Below are 19,429 nucleotides of genomic sequence, written 5' to 3'. Positions count from 1 at the left end.
CGCCGGCGCAGCAGCCGCAGTGCCCCGTGCTCCGATCGCCACCCCCTGGAACCCCGGCGTCTATTAACACATAGGCGCCGAAATGATAATAGTCTTCAGGGCTATTCACACTCGTGAGAACAAGCATGCAGCGCGGGCCCACCGGTAGCTACGTTCGCGTTTCCTCCGCCGCCAACGAGGAGGCGTGGGCGTTCATCCCCTCAGCACTGCCCCCGCAGCCGCCTCCGGACCTGAAGGGAGCACGCGGGCGGCTGCACGATCAGGCGCTGTTGGCTTGCGGGCGTCTGGACGCCATCACCGCACTGCTCCCGGAGCCGGAACTCTTCCTATACGCGTACGTCCGTCGCGAGGCGGTGGTCTCCAGCCAGATCGAGGGAACTCAGTCCTCACTATCCGATCTGCTGCTCTTCGAACTCGAGCAGGAGCCCGGCGTGCCTTTCAGCGATGTTGTGGAGGTCTCCAACTACATCGCCGCGCTGGAGCATGGACTGCAGCGCCTGGGCACAGGCTTTCCCCTTTCGAATCGCCTGATCCGCGAAATGCACGAGCAGCTACTGGCCCGCGGCCGTGGCGCCGACAAGCAGCCCGGCGAATTCCGCCGCATCCAGAACTGGGTTGGGGGAACCCGACCGGGCAATGCGCTTTTCGTCCCGCCACCACCCCAGCGCGTGGGGGAACATATGGCTGCTTTGGAGCGGTTCATCCATGAGGCCGAGCTACCGTTCTCGGCACTGATCAAAGCAGCACTGGCTCATGCGCAGTTCGAGACCATTCACCCCTTCCTGGACGGTAACGGGCGGATCGGGCGGCTGCTCATCGCCCTGATCCTTCATCAGGAAGGAATCCTCCACCAGCCCCTGCTGTATCTCAGTCTGTACTTCAAGCAGCACCGCGATGAGTACTATCGGCTGCTCGACGTGACGCGCCGTGACGGCGACTGGGAAGCGTGGCTCGATTTCTTCCTGGAGGGCGTTCTGACCACCGCCAACGGAGCGGTAGAGACGGCGCACCGACTGCTGGGCGTCTTCCGGGAAGATCAGCAACGTGTGGAGGGACTGGGGCGCGCCGCCGCCAATACCTTGCGCGTTCACCATGCCCTCGGCACCCGACCGCTGGCCTCGATCAATGATCTCGCCCAGCGTAGCGGGGTGGCCTACCCGACAGCTGCGCGGGCGGTCGAGGCGCTGGAACGCCTGGGCATCCTCCGGGAGGTGACCGGGCGGCGCCGCGACCGGGTGTTCGCCTACGAGCGGTACATCCAGATCCTCAATGAAGGCGCCGATCCCTTGTGAGCAACCACCCCGGGCCAGACCCGGTTACCGCGGCCTCGCAAGCCCTCGTATAGCCGCACTCACCCGCGCCGGCCCAGCAGCGCAGCAGCCGCGGCGCGCAGGTCGTCTTCGGCCACGCCGAGCTCTTGGATCTCTTCCTTGACGCGCTCTTTTTTCTCCTCCGGATTCACCGGCGAGAGCAGCAGCCGACCCTTGCGGGTGACCACCACCTCGAAGTAATCGACATCCGAGAACTGCCCGGCGATCTCCGGCGGCAGGCGCACCTCGTTCCACTCCGTCTTGCGTGCGAGCACGGTCATGACGGCCTCTCCTGTTTCTGACTTGGTCCTGCATCAAAACTTGGCACACCGCGCGCCGGCCGAGAAGTACCTTGCAGCCGAACGCATCAGCTGGGCCACCGTTATAACGACATGACCATCCGCTCTGACGCGGCGGCCGGCACATCCTTTACAATGCTCGGCCAACGCGGGCTTTCGGTCAGGTGATCAACGGTATGGAGATCAGCGAGGCACGGCTCACCCACCTCAAGGAGCTTGAGGCGGAGAGCATCCACATCATCCGCGAGGTCGCCGCGGAGTTCGACAACCCGGTGATGCTCTACTCCATCGGCAAGGACTCCTCGGTGATGCTGCGCCTGGCGCTCAAGGCGTTCTACCCGGGCAAACCGCCCTTCCCCCTGATGCACGTGGACACCACCTGGAAGTTCCGCGAGATGATCGCCTTCCGCGACCGCATGGCGCGCGAGTCGGGCATGGAGCTGATCGTCCACATCAACCAGGAGGGCGTCGAGCAGGGCATCGGGCCGTTCAGCCACGGCTCCAAGGTCCATACCGACGTCATGAAGACCCAGTCGCTCAAGCAGGCGATGGACCGGCACCGCTTCGATGCGGCCTTCGGCGGCGCCCGCCGCGACGAAGAAAAATCCCGCGCCAAGGAGCGCGTCTACTCCTTCCGCGACCGCCACCACCGCTGGGACCCCAAGGGCCAGCGCCCGGAGCTCTGGCAGCTCTACAACGGCCGCGTCCACAAGGGCGAGAGCATGCGCATCTTTCCCCTGTCCAACTGGACCGAGCTGGATATCTGGCAGTACATCTACCTGGAGGACATCCCCATCGTCCCCCTCTACTACGCCGCCGAGCGCCCGGTGGTCGAGCGCGACGGCACCCTGATCATGGTCGATGACGAGCGCATGCCGCTGGAAGAAGGCGAGCAGCCGCGCTACGAGAAGGTCCGCTTCCGCACCCTCGGCTGCTACCCGCTCACCGGCGCGATCCGCTCCGAGGCCGACACGCTGCCGGAGATCATCCAGGAGATGCTGCTCACCCGCACCTCCGAGCGGCAGGGGCGGGTCATCGACCACGACTCGGCGGGGTCGATGGAAGAGAAAAAACGCCAAGGGTATTTCTGATCATGTCCCACGCCTCCGATCTGATCGCCACCGACATCGAGTCCTACCTCAAGCAGCACGAGCACAAGGATCTGCTGCGTTTTATCACCTGCGGCTCGGTGGACGACGGCAAGAGCACCTTCATCGGGCGGCTGCTCCACGACTCGGCGCTGGTCTACGAGGACCAGCTCGCTGCGGTGCGCCAGGACTCGAGTCGCTACGGCACCACCGGCGACGACGTGGACCTGGCACTGCTCGTCGATGGCCTGCAATCCGAGCGCGAGCAGGGCATCACCATCGACGTCGCCTACCGCTACTTCTCCACCGATAAGCGCAAGTTCATCATCGCCGACACCCCGGGCCATGAGCAGTACACCCGCAACATGGCCACCGGTGCCTCGACGGCGCAGCTGGCGGTGATCCTGGTCGACGCCCGCCACGGGGTGCAGGTACAGACCCGGCGGCATAGCTACATCTGCGCGCTGCTGGGCATCCGCCACGTCGTGCTGGCCATCAACAAGATGGACCTGGTCGACTGGGATCAGGGCGCGTTCGAGCGCATCCGGAACGAGTACACGGCCTTCGCGCGCCGGCTCGGCATCCCCGACGTGCGCTGCGTGCCGCTGTCCGCGCTCAAGGGCGACAACGTCGTCCACCGCAGCGAGCAGATGCCGTGGTACGACGGCCCAACGCTGATGGAGCTGCTCGAGACCGTCGAGGCCAAGGCCGACCGCAACCTGCGCGATCTGCGCCTGCCGGTACAGACCGTGATCCGCCCCTCCCACGATTTCCGCGGCTTCGCCGGCACCCTGGCCGCCGGTACGGTCCGCCCCGGCGATGAGGTCGTCGCCCTGCCCTCCGGACTGCGCAGCCGCGTGGAGCGCGTAGTCACCTACGACGGCGACCTGGATGTGGCCTTCCCGCCGCAGTCGGTGACCGTCACCCTGGCCGACGAGATCGATATCTCCCGCGGGGATGTCCTCGCCAGCCCACGGCGGCCGGCGACGGTGGACGACACCCTGGATGCGCGCATCGTGTGGATGGCCGAGCAACCCCTGCTGCCCGGACGCCAGTACGACATCAAGCTGGGCACGGCCACCGTCCCGGCGGTGGTCGAGCGCATCCACCACCGCATCGACGTCAACACCCTCGAGCACCACCAGGCGGAGGAGCTCGGGCTCAACGAGATCGGCCTGTGCCGCGTCCAGCTCTCGGCGCGGGTGCCGTTCGACCCCTATGAGGAGATCGCCAACACCGGCGCGTTCATCGTCATCGACCGGATGAGCCTGCACACCGTCGGCGCCGGCATGGTCACCCGCGCCGCCACCGAGGCCGCCGGCGCCGAGACCGACGTGCCGCGCCGCCAGCTGGCGCTGAGCAAGACCCAGCGCGCCGGGCAGAAGGGCCAGCGGCCGTGCATCGTCTGGCTCACCGGCCTGTCCGGCTCGGGCAAGTCGAGCCTGGCCAATGCCCTCGAGCAGGCACTGTTTCGCCGCGGCTACCACAGCTACCTGATCGACGCCGGCAACGTCCGCCACGGCCTGAGCCACGACCTGGACTTCAGCCGCGATGCCCGGGCCGAGAACATCCGCCGCATCGCCGAGACGGCCACCATGTTCGTCGACGCCGGTCTGATCACCGTCTGCGCCAGCCTCTCGCCCTACCGCGACGACCGCGCCATGGTCCGCGAGCGGGTGGAGCCCGGCGAGTTCATCGAGGTGTACGTGGACGCCCCCATCGAGGCGTGCCGCGCTGCGGACCTCGACGGCCTCTACGCCCGCGCCGACGCCGGCGAGATCCAGGGGCTGCCGGGTGTGGATATCCCCTACGAGGCGCCGGAGCAGCCCGAGGTCCACGTCGATACGGTGGCGGAGGATCTGGAGACCTCGGTGCGCCGGATCCTTGCCGCCCTGGAGGAGCGCGGGGTGCTGCGCTAGCCCGCCCCGCGCCTACCCCTTGAGCACGCCGAGCGGACGCAGCCGGGCCACCCGGCGGCCGATGCCGGCGTGGGCGACCACGTCCACCACGTCGGCCACGTCCTTGTAGGCCTCGGCCAGCTCCTCGGCCACCGTATCCCGCGACGAGGCGCGCACCTCGATGCCGGCGGCGGCCAATTCGGCATCCAGGTCGCGCCCCTTGGCCGCCCGCTTGGCCTGACGGCGGCTCAGCCGGCGCCCGGCGCCGTGGGCGCAGGAGCCGAAGGTCTCGGCGTAGGCGCCCTGGGTGCCGAGCAGGACGTAGGAGTAGCGGGTCATATCGCCGGGCAACAGCACCGGCTGCCCCAGCCCGCGCAGGTCCTCGGGCAGCTCCGGATGCCCCGGCGGGAAGGCGCGGGTGGCCCCCTTGCGGTGGACGCACAGCTCGCGCTCCTCGCCGTCGATCCGGTGGCGCTCGAACTTGGCGATGTTGTGCGAGACGTCGTAGACCAGCTTCAGGTGGGCGGTCTCGCCGAGGACCTCGGCAAAGACCTGGCGCACCTGCTGGGTCATGGCCTGGCGGTTGACGTAGGCGAAGTTGGCGGCGGCCTGCATGGCCCCCAGGTAGTCCCGCGCCGCGGAGCAGCTCAGCGGCGCACAGGCGAGCTGGCGATCGGGCAGCTCGATGCTGTTGCGCCCGGTGATCCGCTCCATGGTCACCAGAAAGTCATCACAGACCTGGTGGCCGAGCCCGCGCGAGCCGGAGTGGATGAGCACGGTCAGCGTCCCCGCCTCCAGCCCCAGGCGCAGGGCGGCGGGCTCGTCGTAGACGGCATCGACGCAGCCGATCTCGATGAAGTGGTTGCCGGAGCCGACGGTGCCCACCTGATCCCGACCGCGCTGGATGGCCCGATCGCTGACCGCCTCGGGGTCCGCCCCGGGCAGCCGGCCGCCATCCTCGATCCGCGCCAGGTCCGCGGGCTCGCCCAGCCCCACCTCGACGGCCCACTCCGCCCCCTCGCGCAGCAGCCGGCGCATGTCCCGGTTGCGCAGCAGGCGATCGCCGTAGCCCCGCCCCACCCCGGCCGGGATGCGCTGGAAGAGCCGGTCCATCAGCGCCGGCAGATGGCCGCCCAGATCCTCGGCGTGCAGGGGGGTGCGCAGCAGGCGGACCCCGCAGTTGATGTCATATCCGACCCCGCCGGGCGAGACGACACCACCCTGGGCCGGATCGAAAGCCGCCACGCCGCCGATGGGGAAGCCAAACCCCCAGTGGATATCCGGCATGCCGATGGAACGGCCCACCACCCCGGGCAGGCAGGCCACGTTGGCCACCTGGCGCACGGCCTCGGTGTCGCGGATATCCTCGATCAGGGCGTCGCTGGCGAAGATCAGCCCGTCCACCCGCATGCGCCCCTGTCGCGGCACCCGCCAGCGGCACCCGTTGAGCCGTTCCAGCACCAGGCCATCGGTAGCCTCGATGTGTTTCGCCATGCCCGCCTCCTCAACGGTTGCTGCCGTGCCCCGTGATCCCGGGCCGATCCCAGCCCCCAAGGTCGCATGCGCGGCCAGCCTCGTCCTCCCCCCTCCGCAAGGTTAGACCCTCGGGCGCGCACCATGGCGGTGCATTCGCCCCGGGGTGGTGCCCCCGCATCGGGCGCGCGGACCGGGCTGACCGGGACGACCCGGCTGCCTCGGCCCGTAACTGACTGTTTCCCCATGCCTCGCCGACCTGGCCCGCGTCTTGCTTGTGGTACAGGCAGCGGCAGTATCGACCGCGAAGGGCTACGGCTCGGAGGATCCGGCCCGACGCGTCACCGCAGACAATCTGGCCAAAAGGGCGACTAGGGTTCCGTCCGCACATCCGCGGGGCCTGGTCCGAGAGTCGCCGACCTCTCTCAGGGGGGTTACACGGAGGGACAAAAGCCCGGGAGATCGCGATCGATGCTCCCGCTTTGTACCCAACGGCAACCCCGAGGGAGAGATCCCATGAGCCGCAACCAGCACCCCCTGCGCCAACGACTCACCCACCTGTGTGCCGCCGCGGCCCTGTTTAGCACCGCCGCACTGCCCCTGGCCGCCTCGGCGGATGAACGCGACTCCTTCCGCATCGCCTGGAGCATCTACGTCGGCTGGATGCCCTGGGACTTCGGCGAGGCCGAGGGCATCGTCGACAAGTGGGCGGACAAGTACGACATCGAGATCGATGTGGTCCAGATCAACGACTACATCGAGTCGATCAACCTCTACACCGCCGGTTCCTTCGACGGCGTGACCCTGACCAACATGGACGCCCTGACCATCCCGGCGGCCAGCGGTGTCGACACCACCGCGCTGATCGCCGGCGACTTCTCCGACGGCAACGACGGCCTGGTACTGAAAGGGACCGACGACCTGGCCGACGTCGAAGGGCAGCGCATCCACCTGGTGGAGCTGTCCGTCTCCCACTACCTGCTGGCCCGTGCCCTGGACTCGGTGGGGCTGAGCGAGCGGGACGTGCAGGTGGTCAACACCGCCGACGCCGACATCGTCGGTGCCTTCCGCTCGGACGACGTCCGCGCCGCCGTGGCGTGGAACCCGCAACTGGGGGAGATCCGCAACCACGAGGACGCCCACGTGGTGTTCGACTCCTCGGACATCCCCGGCGAGATCATCGACCTGCTCGGCGTGCGCACCGAGGTGCTGGAAGAGCACCCGGAACTCGGCAAGGCACTGACCGGGGCCTGGTACGAGATCATGGACGTCATGTCCGGGGACGATGCCGCCGGTGAGGCTGCCCGCACCGCCATGGCCGAGGCGGCCGGCACCGATCTGGCCGGCTACGAGGCGCAGCTCGCCTCCACCACCTTCTTCTACGACCCCGCCGAGGCGGTGGACTTCGTCACCAGCGAACAGCCCGCCGAGACCATGGAGAACGTCCGCCAGTTCGCCTACAAGCACGGGCTGCTCGGCGAGCGTGCCCCCAGCCCCGACTTCGTCGGGATCGAGCTGGCCGACGGCTCCACCCTGGGCGATGAGGCCAACGTCCAGTTGCGCTTCACCGACCGGTTCATGCGCAAGGCCGCCGAAGGCGAGCTGTAACGCCCCGCCCGGGGCGGATCAGCCCGCCCCGGGCCCCATCGGCCGCAGGAGCGTCATCCATGAAACGCCTGATCAACCGCCACCCGGGCCGGGTGGGAGGGGTCGCCTTGGCGATGCTCCCTTTCGTCCTCGCCCTGGTCGCCTACACCATCGCCTCGTCCCAGCGCCTGGCCGAGAACCCCAACGACCCGGTGCTGCCGTCGCTGATCACCCTGGCCGAATCGTTCCTGCGCCTGGCCAGCGAGGAGAGCCGGCGCACCGGCGAGGTGCTGCTGTGGCTGGACACCGGCGCCAGCCTGACCCGGCTCGGGCTCGGCGTGGCCCTGGCGGCCGCCGCCGGTCTGCTGGTCGGCGTCCTCAACGGCTCGCTGCCCTACGCCCGGCGCACCTTCGCCCCCTTCGTCACCGCCGTGGCCATGATCCCGCCCCTAGCGGTCCTGCCCATCCTCTTCATCGCCTTCGGCGTCGGCGAGCTGGCCAAGGTGATGCTGATCGTCTTCGGCATCGCACCGTTCATCATGCGCGACCTCCAGCAACGGGTCGAAGAGCTGCCCCGCGAGCAGCTGATCAAGGCGCAGACCCTGGGCGCCTCCACCTGGCAGATCGTGCTGCGGGTGGTGCTGCCGCAGACCCTGCCGCGGCTGATCGACGCCACACGACTGAGCCTCGGCGCCGCGTGGCTCTTTCTCATCGCCTCGGAGGCGATCGCCGCCACCGAGGGGCTCGGCTACCGGATCTTCCTCGTCCGGCGCTACCTGGATATGGAGACGATCCTCCCCTACGTGGCGTGGATCACCCTGCTCGCCTTCCTCATCGACCTGACCCTGCGCGGCGTCAATCGCTGGTTCTTCCCCTGGTACGCCGCAAGGAGCGCCCGCTCATGAGTGCCACCATCCGCCTGGAGAACGTCTGGAAGTCCTACGGCGACGACGTCGTCCTGGAGAACCTGTCGCTGGAGGTTGCCGCCGGCTCCTTCGTCACCCTGGTCGGGGCCTCGGGCTGCGGCAAGACCACCTTCCTCAAGCTGCTCCTCGGCGAGGAGGCGCCGAGCCGCGGCCGCCTGCTCCTGGACGAGGCCCCGCTGCCCGGCGAGCCCGGCCCGGACCGCGGCGTGGTCTTCCAGCGCTACTCGGTCTTCCCGCACCTGACCGCCGTGCAGAACGTGCTCCTCGGCCTGGAGCTGGCCGGCGCCCCGTGGCTGGGGCGGCTCTTCGGTGCCGCACGGCGCAACGCCCGGGCCGAGGCGGTGGCCGCGCTCGAGTCGGTGGGCCTGGGGCACGCGCTGGACAAGTACCCGCCGGAGCTCTCCGGCGGCATGCAGCAGCGGCTGGCCATCGCCCAGACCCTGATCAAGAACCCCCGGGTGCTGCTCCTCGACGAGCCCTTTGGCGCCCTCGACCCGGGCATCCGGCAGGACATGCACGCCCTGGTGCAAAGCCTGTGGCAGCGCACCGGGGTCACCGTCTTCATGGTCACCCACGACCTGCAGGAGGGCTTCACCCTCGGCAGCCGGCTGCTCGTCTTTGACAAGGTCCGCCACGACCCCCACGCCCCCGAGGCCTACGGGGCCCAGATCACCTACGACATCCCCCTCGACCGCAACGCGGAGGATTCCCCATGAGCACCCCCTCGCTGTCGCCGGAGCGCATCGTCTATCAGGAACGCGTGCCGGGCGCCCGCTACGCCTCGCTGATCCTCCGGCGCGGCTTCGCCCTGCGCCTGACCGACGTCGATGGCACCGCCAACGCCGCCGTGCTGCTCTACAACCCGCACAACCTGCTCGAGCGCTACAACGCCCCGGACACCCTCAAGGGGCAGCACACCGCGCGGCTGACCGCCGGCCACATGCTCTACTCGGACATGGGCCGGGTGATGCTCTCGATCACCGCCGACAGCCTCGACTGGCACGACCCGATCGGCGGCATCAGCGACGCCGATGCGGTGCGCGGCACCTACGGCCAGGCCCGCTACCAGGAGCGGCTCAACGACTTCCACCGCAGCGGCCGCGAGCTCTTTCTCATCGAGCTGGCCAAGTGGGGGCTGGGACGCGCCGATCTGCTCCCCAACGTGAACTTCTTCAGCAAGGTCCAGGCGGATGAGGCGGGCAACCTGCGCTACCGCCCCGGACACAGCCACGCCGGCGCCTGCGTGGACCTGCGCGCGGAGATGGACACCCTGATCATCCTGCAGACCGCCCCCCACCCCATGGCCCCGGGCCCGGAGTACGCCCCCGGCGCGGTGGATCTGACCGTCTACCGGGCGGAGCCGGTGGCGGCGGAGGATCCGTGCCTGGTCAGCCACCCCGAGAACGCCCGCGCCTACGCCAACACCGCCGCCTACCACAGCCAGGAGTAAGCGCCATGACCGGCATGAACCTCGTCGAGAGCCCGCTCGATCCCTGCGACGCCCTCTCTCGCGTCACCGTCCCCGCCGGCGAGCCGTGGCTGGGGGAGCTGCGCCGCGGACAGACCCTGCGCATCGTCGACCTGGAGGGCAACCAGGCCGCCGACACCCTCTTCTACAACCTCCACGACCCGCGCGGGGAGCGCTACAGCGCCGTGGACACCATCCGCGAGCAAGGCAACGCCTACCTGAGCACCGGCAGCTGCCTGCGCTCCACCGCCGGGCGGCCGATGCTGACCATCACCGCCGACACCTGCGGACGGCACGACACCCTGGGCGGGGCCTGTGCGGCGGAGTCGAACCAGGTGCGCTACGCCCTGGACAAGAAGCCGATGCACAACTGCCGGGACAACTTCCTCATCGCCCTGGCCGAGAGCGACTACGGCCTGGGCAAGCGGGATATCGGCCCGAACATCAACTTCTTCATGAACGTCCCACTGACCCCCGAGGGCGGCCTGAGCTTCCAGGACGGCCTCTCCGGGCCGGGCAAGTACGTCGAGATGCGCGCCGAGATGGACGTCCTCGTCCTGCTCTCCAACTGCCCGCAGCTCAACAACCCGTGCAGCGACTACAACCCCACCCCCCTCGAGATGATCGTCTGGAAGTGACCGCCATGTTCAGCAAGGTCCTGATCGCCAACCGCGGCGCCATCGCCTGCCGGATCCTGCGTACCCTGCGCCGGCTGGGCATCGCCTCGGTGGCCGTCCACTCCGAGGCCGACCGCCACTCCCTGCACGTGCGCCAGGCCGACGAGGCCATCTGCATCGGCCCGGCGAGTGCCGCCGAGTCGTACCTCAACCACGAGGCCATCCTCGCCGCCGCGCGGCAGACCGGGGCCGAGGCCATCCACCCGGGCTACGGCTTCCTGTCGGAGAACGACACCTTCGCCGAGGCGTGCGAGGCGGCGGGGATCGCATTCATCGGCCCGACGCCGCAGCAGATGCGCGACTTCGGCCTCAAGCACACCGCCCGCGCCCTGGCCGAGGCCAGCGACGTGCCGATGCTGCCCGGCACCGGGCTGCTCAGCAGTGTGACCGAGGCGGTGGCCGAGGCCGAGCGGATCGGCTACCCGGTGATGCTCAAAAGCACCGCCGGCGGCGGCGGGATCGGCATGCAGCTCTGCCACGACGCCGCCGCGCTGCAAGAGGCCTACGACTCGGTGCGCCGCCTGTCGGCGAACAACTTCTCCAACGACGGCCTCTTTCTGGAGAAGTACGTCGAGCACGGCCGCCATATCGAGGTGCAGCTCTTCGGCGACGGGCAGGGCACCGTCATCGCCCTGGGCGAGCGCGACTGCTCGCTGCAGCGGCGCAACCAGAAGGTGGTCGAGGAGACCCCCGCCCCGGGCCTGGATGCGGAGACCCGCCAGGCCCTGCTCGACGCCGCCGAGCGGCTGGGCCGCCAGGTGGCCTACCGCAGTGCCGGGACCGTGGAGTACATCCTCGACGCCGACACCGGCGCCTTCTACTTCCTGGAGATGAACACCCGGCTGCAGGTCGAGCACGGCGTCACCGAGGCGGTCACCGGCATCGACCTGGTGGCGTGGATGCTCGAGGCCGCCGCCGGCACCCTGACCGACCTCGCCGCCCGCCGGCCCGAGCCCCGCGGCCACGCCATCCAGGCGCGGGTCTACGCCGAGGACCCCGGCAAGGGCTTCCAGCCGTGCACCGGACTGCTGACCGAGGTCCGCTTCCCGGAGACGGCCCGCATCGAGACCTGGGTCGAGGGCGGCAGTACGATCACCCCGCACTACGACCCGATGATCGCCAAGCTCATCGTCCACGGCACCGACCGGGCCGATGCCCTGACGCGCCTGCGCAAGGCCCTGGCCGAGACCGCCCTGCACGGTGTCGAGACGAACCTGCCCTACCTGCGCGCCATCGCCGCCGACGCCACCTTCGCCGCCGGACGGGCCACCACCCGCTACCTGGATCGCTTCGCCTACCAGCCGGCGAGCATCGACGTCCTCCAGCCGGGCACCCAGACCACGGTGCAGGATTGGCCCGGGCGCGTGGGCTACTGGGAGGTCGGCGTCCCGCCCTCGGGCCCCATGGACGCGCTGGCCTTCCGCCTGGGCAATCGGATCGTCGGCAACGCCGAGCAGGCCGCCGGGCTGGAGATGACCGCCAGCGGGGCCGACCTGCGCTTCCACACCGAGGCCACCATCGCCCTGACCGGCGCGGCCATGGCTGCCGAGCTCGACGGCGCCCCGGTGCCGTTCTGGCAGGCGGTGAGCGTCCCGGCCGGAGCGCGGCTGCGCCTGGGCACCGCCGAGGGCCCTGGAGTGCGCACCTATCTGCTCGTGCGCGGCGGCATCGACGTCCCCCGCCACCTGGGCAGCCGCGCCACCTTCACCCTAGGGCGCATGGGCGGCCACGGTGGCCGCGCCCTGCAGACCGGCGATGTGCTGCACCTCGGCCCGGCGCCGGAACACCCGCCGACCCGCCTGCCCGCCGAGGCCATCCCCGCCCACGCCACCGAGTGGACCCTGCGCGCGGTCTACGGCCCCCACGGCGCGCCGGATTTCTTCACCGAGGCGGACATCGAGCGCTTCTTCACCACCGCCTGGCAGGTCCACTACAACTCCAGCCGCACCGGCGTGCGCCTGATCGGGCCCAAGCCCGAGTGGGCGCGGGCGGACGGCGGCGAGGCCGGCCTGCACCCGTCGAACATCCACGACAACGCCTACGCCATCGGCACGGTGGATTTCACCGGCGACATGCCGGTGATCCTCGGCCCCGACGGGCCGAGCCTGGGCGGCTTCGTCTGCCCGGCGACCATCGTCAGCGCCGACCTGTGGAAGGTGGGGCAGCTGCGCCCCGGCGACCGGGTCCGCTTCCAGGCCGTCGACGCCGCCACCGGGCAGCACCTGGCCGAGGCGCAGGAGACGGCCATCGCCGCCGGCCAGCCGGCCGACCCGCCCCTGCCCGCCACCAACCCGGGCCGGGTCGATCCGGCCCGCGCCCCGGCGAACGCCACCACGACCCCGGTCTCGGTGACCTACCGCAGCGCCGGCGAGCGCTACCTGCTGGTGGAGTACGGCCCCATCGTGCTCGATTTGAACCTGCGCTTCCGCGTCCAGGCCCTGCTCGAGTGGCTGACCGAGCAGGCCATCCCGGGGATCCTCGAACTCACCCCCGGCGTGCGCAGCCTGCAGATCCACTACGAGCCCCGGCACCTGCCCCAGGAGCGGCTGGTGGCGATCCTCGAGCAGGCCGAGGGCGAGCTGCGCGATCTCTCCGAGGCCGAGATGCCCTCGCGCATCGTCCACCTCCCCCTGGCCTGGGACGACTCCCAGACCCGCCTGGCCACGGAGAAGTACATGCAGTCGGTGCGCGCCGACGCCCCCTGGTGCCCGGACAACATCGAGTTCATCCGGCGCATCAACGGCCTGCCCGACGAGGCCGCGGTCAAGCGGACGGTCTTCGACGCCTCCTACCTGGTCATGGGCCTGGGCGACGTCTACCTCTCCGCGCCCCTGGCCACGCCGGTGGACCCGCGCCACCGACTGGTGACCACCAAGTACAACCCGGCGCGGACCTGGACGCCGGAGAACGCGGTGGGCATCGGCGGCTCGTACCTGTGCATCTACGGCATGGAGGGGCCCGGCGGCTACCAGTTCGTGGGCCGGACGCTGCAGATCTGGAACCGCTACCACATCACCCCGGCCTTCGAGAAGCCGTGGCTGCTGCGCTTCTTCGACCAGATCCGCTTCTACGAGGTGAGCGAGGCAGAACTGCTGGAGATGCGTGATGCCTTCCCCCGCGGCGGCCTGGCGCTGGAGATCGAGGAGAGCACCTTCTCGCTGCAGCGCTACAACCGCTTTCTCACCGAGCACCAGGCCTCCATCGAGGCGTTCAAGACCCGCCAGCAGGAGGCCTTCGAGGCCGAGCGCCAGCGCTGGATCGCCAACGGCCAGGCGGATTACGACGCCGAGAGCGAACCGCCGCCGCCCGCCACCGAGGGCGTCGAACTCGCCGCCGACGAGCAGGCCGTCACCGGGCACGTCCACGCCAACCTGTGGTCGCTGCAGGTGCGCGAGGGCGAGCGCGTGGAGGCCGGCCAGACCCTGCTGGTGCTCGAATCGATGAAGATGGAGATCCCCATCTGCGCCGAACAGGACGGCACGGTCCGCCGCCTGCTGTGCAGCGAAGGGGCCCAGGTGGCCCCGGGGCAGACCCTCCTGACCCTAAGCCGCGACGGGAGCACGCCATGACCCCGCTGACCGTAACCGAACGGCTGGCCGCCTACCGCGACGGCACCCTGGATCCGCGCAGCGAACTGCACCGGGCCCGGGCCGCCGCCCTGGCCGACACCCACCACACCTGGATCCACGTGCTGGACGAGGCGCAGCTGGCCCCCTACCTGGACCGCCTGGCGGGGCTCGACCCGGCGTCGCTGCCGCTCTACGGCATCCCCTTCGCCATCAAGGACAACATCGACCTGGCCGGCGTGCCGACCACCGCCGGCTGCCCGGACTACGCCTACACCCCGGCGGAGTCCGCCTTCGTCGTCCAGCGGCTGATCGACGCCGGGGCGGTGCCCCTGGGCAAGACCAACCTGGATCAGTTCGCCACCGGCCTGGTGGGCACGCGCTCGCCCTACGGCGCCTGCCCCAACGCCTTTCACCGGGACTACGTCGCCGGCGGCTCCAGCTCCGGCTCGGCGCTGGCCGTCGCCCTCGGCCAGGTCCCCTTCGCCCTGGGCACGGACACCGCCGGCTCGGGCCGGGTGCCGGCGGCGTTCAACAACCTCGTCGGCCTCAAGCCCACCTGCGGGCGGCTGAGCACCCGCGGCGTGGTCCCGGCGTGTCGCAGCCTCGATGCGGTCTCGATCTTTGCCGGCACCGCCGCCGACGCCGGGCGGATCCTCGCCGTGGCTGGCGCGTACGACGACGCCGACCCCTACGCCCGCGCGGATCAGCCGCCGCCCCTGGGGCCGGGGCGGATCCCGGCCCACGGCTTCCGCTTCGCCGTACCCCCGGCCGAGCAGCGCGCCTTCTTCGGCAACGCGCACACGCCGGCGCTCTTCGAACGGGCCGTTGCGCGCCTGCAGGCGCTTGGCGGCGTGCCGGTGGAGCTGGACTTCAGCCCCTTCCTCGAGGCCGCGCGCCTGCTCTACGAGGGCCCCTGGGTGGCCGAGCGCTACGCCGCCATCCGCGCCTTCATCGACCGCCAGCCGGAGAGCCTGCTGGCGGTCACCCGCACGATCATCGGCGCCGGCAGCGAACCCCGGGCCGGCGACGCCTTCGCCGCGGCCTACCGCCTGCAGGCCCTGCGCCGCCAGGCCCAGGCGGCCTGGCAGCAGGTGGATCTGGCCATCACCCCCACCGCCGGCACCCTCCCCAGCCAGGCGGCGGTGGCCGCCGAGCCCGTGGCCCGCAACAGCGAGCTGGGCTACTACACCAACTTCATGAACCTGCTCGACTGCAGCGCCGTGGCCGTGCCCGCCGGATTCCAGGACGAGGGCCTGCCCTTCGGGGTCACGCTCTTCGCCCCGGCGTTCTACGACACCGACCTGCTCGGCCTGGCGGCACAGCTCCATCAGACCGGCGTCGACACCCTGGGCGCCACCGGCCGGCCGCTGCCGCCGAGCGAGCCGCCGCCCCCCGATCCGGGGCACGCCGTGGAGCTGGCCGTCTGCGGCGCCCACCTCAGCGGCCTGGCGCTCAATCACCAGCTCACCGAGCGCCGCGGCCGCCTGCTGGCCACCATGCAGACGGCGCCCCGCTACCGGCTCTACGCCCTGCCCGGCGAGGCGCCGCAGCGCCCCGGACTGATCCGCGACCGGCGGGAGGGCGGCGCCATCGAGGTGGAGGTGTGGAGCCTGCCGGCGCAGGAAGTGGGCGCCTTCATCGCCGGCATCCCCGCGCCACTGGGCATCGGCCGGGTGGAACTGGCCGACGGGCGCTGGATCCCGGGCTTTCTGTGTGAGGCCGCCGGGCTCGAGGGCGCCGAGGAGATCACCCACCTGGGCGGGTGGCGTCGCTACGTGGGCGGCTGAGGCGGTGGTACCATGCCGGCGTTCAACCACCCGCAGACGCCGAAGGGCCTGCCGTGCGAGTCCTGTATCTGTTCGACACCACCGACCGCGCCGAGAGCGAGAGCGTCATCGAGATGGCCAGCCACGGCGTGGTGCCGACCATCGTCTGCCAGCCCGATGCGCCCATGCGCAGCCGCTTCGAGGCGGCCGGGCTGGAGGTCATCCCGGTGCGCATGCGCAGCAAGGCCGACCGCGCGGCCATCGCCGCACTGCGCCGCCTGCGTCGGGAGCGCACCTTTGACCTGGTGCACGCCTACTACAAGATCGCCCTGACCAACTACAACCTGGCGGCCATGGGCCTGCCCCGGCTGCCGGTGGTGGCCTACCGGGGGATCATCGGCAACCTCAGCTACTGGGATCCGTTCTCCTGGCTCTCGTTCCTCGACCCGCGCATCGAGCGCATCGTCTGCGTCTGCGAGGCGATCCGCCAGTACTTCCTGGATAAGCCCTTCCTGCCCGGGACCCGGCTCTTTCGCCCGGAGCGGGTGGTGACCATCCACAAGGGCCACCGCCCGGCCTGGTATCAGCACCCCGACGCCCAGCGACCGGCCGATCTCGCCATCCCCGAGGGGGCGCCGGTGATCGGCTGCGTGGCGCGGATGAAAAAACGCAAGGGCATCGTCGAGCTGATCCGCGCCTTCGAGCAGATCCCCGCCGAGCACAACGCCCACCTGGTGCTCATCGGGCCCATCGAGTACCCGGCCATCGAGCGGGCGGCGGCGGCCAGCCCGGCGGCGGAGCGGATCCGCATCACCGGCTTCCGGGCCGACGCGCCGAAGATCGCCGGCGCCTTCGACATCGCCACCCTGCCCTCGCTGCGCCGCGAGGGGCTGCCGCGGGCGATCATCGAGGCCATGGCCCAGGGGATCCCGGCGGTGGTCTCGGACTCCGGCGGGAATCCGGAGCTGGTGGAGGACGGCGTCAGCGGCCGGGTGACACCGGCAGGCGACGTGGCCGCCCTGGGCGAGGCCCTGCACGACCTGGTCGCGGATGCCGAGCTGCGCGCGCGGATGGGCGCGGCGGCCCACGAGCGCATCGCCACACGTTTTACTGTGGAGCGCACCGCCCGCGAGACCCTGGCCCTCTACGCCGACGTGCTGGGCGCACGCGAGGAGCACCCGGCGCACTGAGCCCGGCGGGCAGGCGCCGGGGCCGCTGCGCCCCGACGCCGCCCTGTGTACGGTCCTCAGCGGCTCCCGCCGCTCTCCGGGGCGTCGATCATCTCGTCGTGCTCCTCGGTGGCCCAGGGCAGGGTCGCCGGCGCCGTGTCGAGGAACTGCAGATAGCTCTCGAAGTGGTCGAGGACGTCGTCGATGATCTCCTGCTCGTTGTACTCATAGACGCTGTACGACTGCCCGCCCCGGCGCAGGTAGACCTCCGGGCGGTAGTAAACCTCGTCCGGGCCCGGCGTGCGGTCCATCTCCGGGTAGGCGAAGGCCGGCCGCGGCCGCTCGGTCAGGCGCACGTCGTAGATGAAGTCCATGACCTCATCCCGGTGGACCGTGAGGTACGCCCGCCCGTGCTCCTCGTCGAAGACCACCTCGGCGGGCCAGCCGCGCTGGTGGAGCGCCTTCTGCACGTGCTCCAGGGCCTGGATCACCGGCCCGCGGATGAAGGCCATGACATCCTTGCGGGAGGGGAAGTCGAAGAGCTCGTAGAGGCGCTTCTTCCACAGCAGGGTGCCGTAGCGCTGCCGGCGCTGGACGTGGTTCTGCAGGCTGGTGTCGTGGTGGCTTTCGATGATCAGCGCCCGCCACAGCCCGAGCGCCGCCACCAGCATGATCACGGCAAAGGGCAGCGCACTGGTCACCGCCATGGTCTGCAGCGCCGCCAGACCGCCGGCGACCAGCAGCACCGCGGCCACCGCGCCTTCCATCACCGCCCAGAAGACCCGCTGCCAGACCGGCGTGGCCGCCCGCCCGCCGGAGGCCAGCTGATCGATGACCAGCGAGCCGGAGTCCGACGAGGTGACGAAGAAGGTCATGATCAGGATCACCGTCACGAATGAGGCCAGCGCGCTCCAGGGCAGCATGTCGTAGAGCTGGAAGAGCGCCACCGCCTCGTCGTCCTGGACCATGCCGATGAGCTGCTCGTAGCCCTCGTTCATGATCAGGTTCAGCCCGGTGCCGCCGAAGATCGAGAACCACAGGAAGGTGAACAGCGTCGGCACCAGCATCACGCCGAAGACAAACTGCCGAATGGTCCGCCCGCGGCTGATCTTGGCGATGAACATGCCCACGAACGGCGCCCAGGCGATGGTCCAGCCGAAGATGAACAGCGTCCAGTTGCCGATCCACTCGCGCCGGTCGTACGCCTCCAGGTTGAAGGTGCGCTCGACGATGCCGCTGAGGTAGCTGCCTGTGTTCTGCACGAAGCTCTCGACGATGAGGATCGACGGGCCGACCAGAAAGACGAAGAGCATCAGCGTGGCGGCGAGGATCATGTTGACGATCGACAGCCGCTTGATGCCCTTGTCCAGCCCGGCCACCACCGAGATGGTGGCCAGTGCGGTGATCACCGCGATGACGATGACCTGGACCGTGGTGCTGGTGGGGATCGACGGCCAGAGGTAGTTCAGGCCGGCGTTGATCTGCGCCACCGACAGGCCCAGCGTGGTGGCGATGCCGAACAGCGTGCCCAGGATGGCGAAGACATCCACCGTGTGGCCGATGGGGCCGTGGATGCGCTCGCCGATCAGCGGGTAGAGCGCCGAGCGGATCGACAGCGGCAGGCCGTGGCGGAACGAGAAGTACGCCAGCACCAGGCCCACCAGGCCGTAGATGGCCCAGATGTGAAAGCCCCAGTGGAAGAAGGCGATCTGCATCGCCTGCTGCGCCGCCTCCACCGTCTCGGCATCCCCCCGGGGCGGATCGGCGTAGTGGAGCACCGGCTCGGCAACGCCGAAGAAGAGCAGCACAATCCCGTAGCCCGCCGAGAAGAGCATGGCGAACCAGGCCGGGAAGCTGTACTGCGGCGCCCCGTGCTCGGGGCCGAGCTTGATGTTGCCCCACCGGGTGAAGGCGATGCTGATCAGAAAGACCAGGAACGCCCCCACCGCCAGCATGTAGAACCAGCCGAAGGTCTCGGTGATGAAGGCGAGCAGCTGCTCGAAGAACGCCCCCGCCAGGTCCGGACTGCTGATGGCGCCGACGATCAAGAGCAGGGCGACGGCGATGGCGGGGAAGAAGACCGGGGCGAGGATGGCAGTGCGGAAGGCGCGCTTGCGATCGGTCATGGGCCCTTCTCGTGGTAGCCGAAGACGCCGGTCCGACACGAGGCCCATGCGCTGCTCGGGCGCGGTGGCCGGA

Annotated in this window: 14 protein-coding genes and 1 riboswitch; of the genes, 11 read left to right on the top strand and 3 right to left on the bottom strand. The window is 70.1% G+C overall.

Annotation, left to right across the window (positions count from 1 at the left end; all coding sequences use genetic code 11):
• Window positions 1-125: 125 nt before the first annotated feature.
• Window positions 126-1,292, top strand: a complete 1,167-nt coding sequence (locus LRA98_RS07505) for a Fic family protein (protein ID WP_238633415.1) — start codon at window positions 126-128, stop codon at window positions 1,290-1,292.
• A gap of 59 nt (window positions 1,293-1,351) precedes the next feature.
• Here LRA98_RS07505 and LRA98_RS07500 read toward each other — a convergent pair whose 3' ends face one another.
• The gene (locus tag LRA98_RS07500; RefSeq protein WP_238633414.1) at window positions 1,352-1,591 is read right to left on the bottom strand and encodes a hypothetical protein; all 240 of its coding nucleotides are present in this window, start codon (window positions 1,589-1,591) and stop codon (window positions 1,352-1,354) included.
• 194 nt (window positions 1,592-1,785) lie between these two features.
• Between LRA98_RS07500 and cysD the strand changes: the two genes are divergently transcribed.
• Both cysD and cysN read left to right on the top strand, forming a co-directional pair.
• A complete protein-coding gene (cysD, locus tag LRA98_RS07495) occupies window positions 1,786-2,700 on the top strand; it encodes a sulfate adenylyltransferase subunit CysD (RefSeq protein ID WP_207190396.1) in 915 nt (304 codons plus the stop codon).
• A 2-nt stretch (window positions 2,701-2,702) separates the two neighbouring features.
• The gene (gene cysN, locus LRA98_RS07490) at window positions 2,703-4,616 is read left to right on the top strand and encodes a sulfate adenylyltransferase subunit CysN (RefSeq protein ID WP_238633413.1); all 1,914 of its coding nucleotides are present in this window, start codon (window positions 2,703-2,705) and stop codon (window positions 4,614-4,616) included.
• A 12-nt stretch (window positions 4,617-4,628) separates the two neighbouring features.
• Here the strand turns inward: cysN and LRA98_RS07485 are convergent, their stop codons facing one another.
• A complete protein-coding gene (locus LRA98_RS07485; protein WP_238633412.1) occupies window positions 4,629-6,089 on the bottom strand; it encodes an RtcB family protein in 1,461 nt (486 codons plus the stop codon).
• Between the two features lie 339 nt (window positions 6,090-6,428).
• A riboswitch (guanidine-I (ykkC/yxkD leader) is annotated at window positions 6,429-6,531 on the top strand.
• Window positions 6,532-6,584: 53 nt separating this feature from the next.
• Between LRA98_RS07485 and LRA98_RS07480 the strand changes: the two genes are divergently transcribed.
• The 8 genes from LRA98_RS07480 to LRA98_RS07445 are packed head-to-tail and all read left to right on the top strand — an operon-like array spanning window position 6,585 to window position 17,251.
• A complete protein-coding gene (locus tag LRA98_RS07480) occupies window positions 6,585-7,676 on the top strand; it encodes a putative urea ABC transporter substrate-binding protein (protein ID WP_238633411.1) in 1,092 nt (363 codons plus the stop codon).
• Window positions 7,677-7,735: 59 nt separating this feature from the next.
• Window positions 7,736-8,560, top strand: a complete 825-nt coding sequence (locus LRA98_RS07475) for an ABC transporter permease (RefSeq protein ID WP_238633410.1) — start codon at window positions 7,736-7,738, stop codon at window positions 8,558-8,560.
• A complete protein-coding gene (locus LRA98_RS07470) occupies window positions 8,557-9,297 on the top strand; it encodes an ATP-binding cassette domain-containing protein (protein WP_238633409.1) in 741 nt (246 codons plus the stop codon). The genes LRA98_RS07475 and LRA98_RS07470 overlap by 4 nt, the downstream gene beginning before the upstream one ends.
• Window positions 9,294-10,031 (top strand): urea amidolyase associated protein UAAP1, encoded by a 738-nt coding sequence (locus LRA98_RS07465; protein ID WP_238633408.1) that lies wholly within the window; start codon window positions 9,294-9,296, stop codon window positions 10,029-10,031. Before LRA98_RS07470 ends, LRA98_RS07465 begins: the two co-directional genes overlap by 4 nt.
• 14 nt (window positions 10,032-10,045) lie before the next feature.
• Complete coding sequence (locus LRA98_RS07460; RefSeq protein WP_443134944.1) at window positions 10,046-10,687, top strand: urea amidolyase associated protein UAAP2; 642 nt, start codon at window positions 10,046-10,048, stop codon at window positions 10,685-10,687.
• 5 nt (window positions 10,688-10,692) lie between these two features.
• Window positions 10,693-14,295 carry an urea carboxylase gene (uca, locus tag LRA98_RS07455; RefSeq protein WP_238633406.1) on the top strand — a complete coding sequence of 1,201 codons (3,603 nt, stop codon included), beginning with the start codon at window positions 10,693-10,695 and terminating at the stop codon, window positions 14,293-14,295.
• The gene (atzF, locus tag LRA98_RS07450) at window positions 14,292-16,082 is read left to right on the top strand and encodes an allophanate hydrolase (RefSeq protein WP_238633405.1); all 1,791 of its coding nucleotides are present in this window, start codon (window positions 14,292-14,294) and stop codon (window positions 16,080-16,082) included. The genes uca and atzF overlap by 4 nt, the downstream gene beginning before the upstream one ends.
• A 53-nt stretch (window positions 16,083-16,135) precedes the next feature.
• Window positions 16,136-17,251, top strand: coding sequence for a glycosyltransferase family 4 protein (locus LRA98_RS07445; RefSeq protein WP_238633404.1), 1,116 nt, complete (start codon window positions 16,136-16,138; stop codon window positions 17,249-17,251).
• 56 nt (window positions 17,252-17,307) lie between these two features.
• Here LRA98_RS07445 and LRA98_RS07440 read toward each other — a convergent pair whose 3' ends face one another.
• Window positions 17,308-19,356 carry a BCCT family transporter gene (locus LRA98_RS07440; RefSeq protein ID WP_238633403.1) on the bottom strand — a complete coding sequence of 683 codons (2,049 nt, stop codon included), beginning with the start codon at window positions 19,354-19,356 and terminating at the stop codon, window positions 17,308-17,310.
• Window positions 19,357-19,429: the final 73 nt, after the last annotated feature.

The sequence above is a fragment of the Halorhodospira sp. M38 genome, from assembly GCF_022227985.1.
Taxonomy (GTDB): domain Bacteria; phylum Pseudomonadota; class Gammaproteobacteria; order Nitrococcales; family Halorhodospiraceae; genus Halorhodospira; species Halorhodospira halophila_A.
Note: the sequence above shows the minus strand (reverse complement) of the source record. Positions and strands in the feature narration are given on the sequence as shown.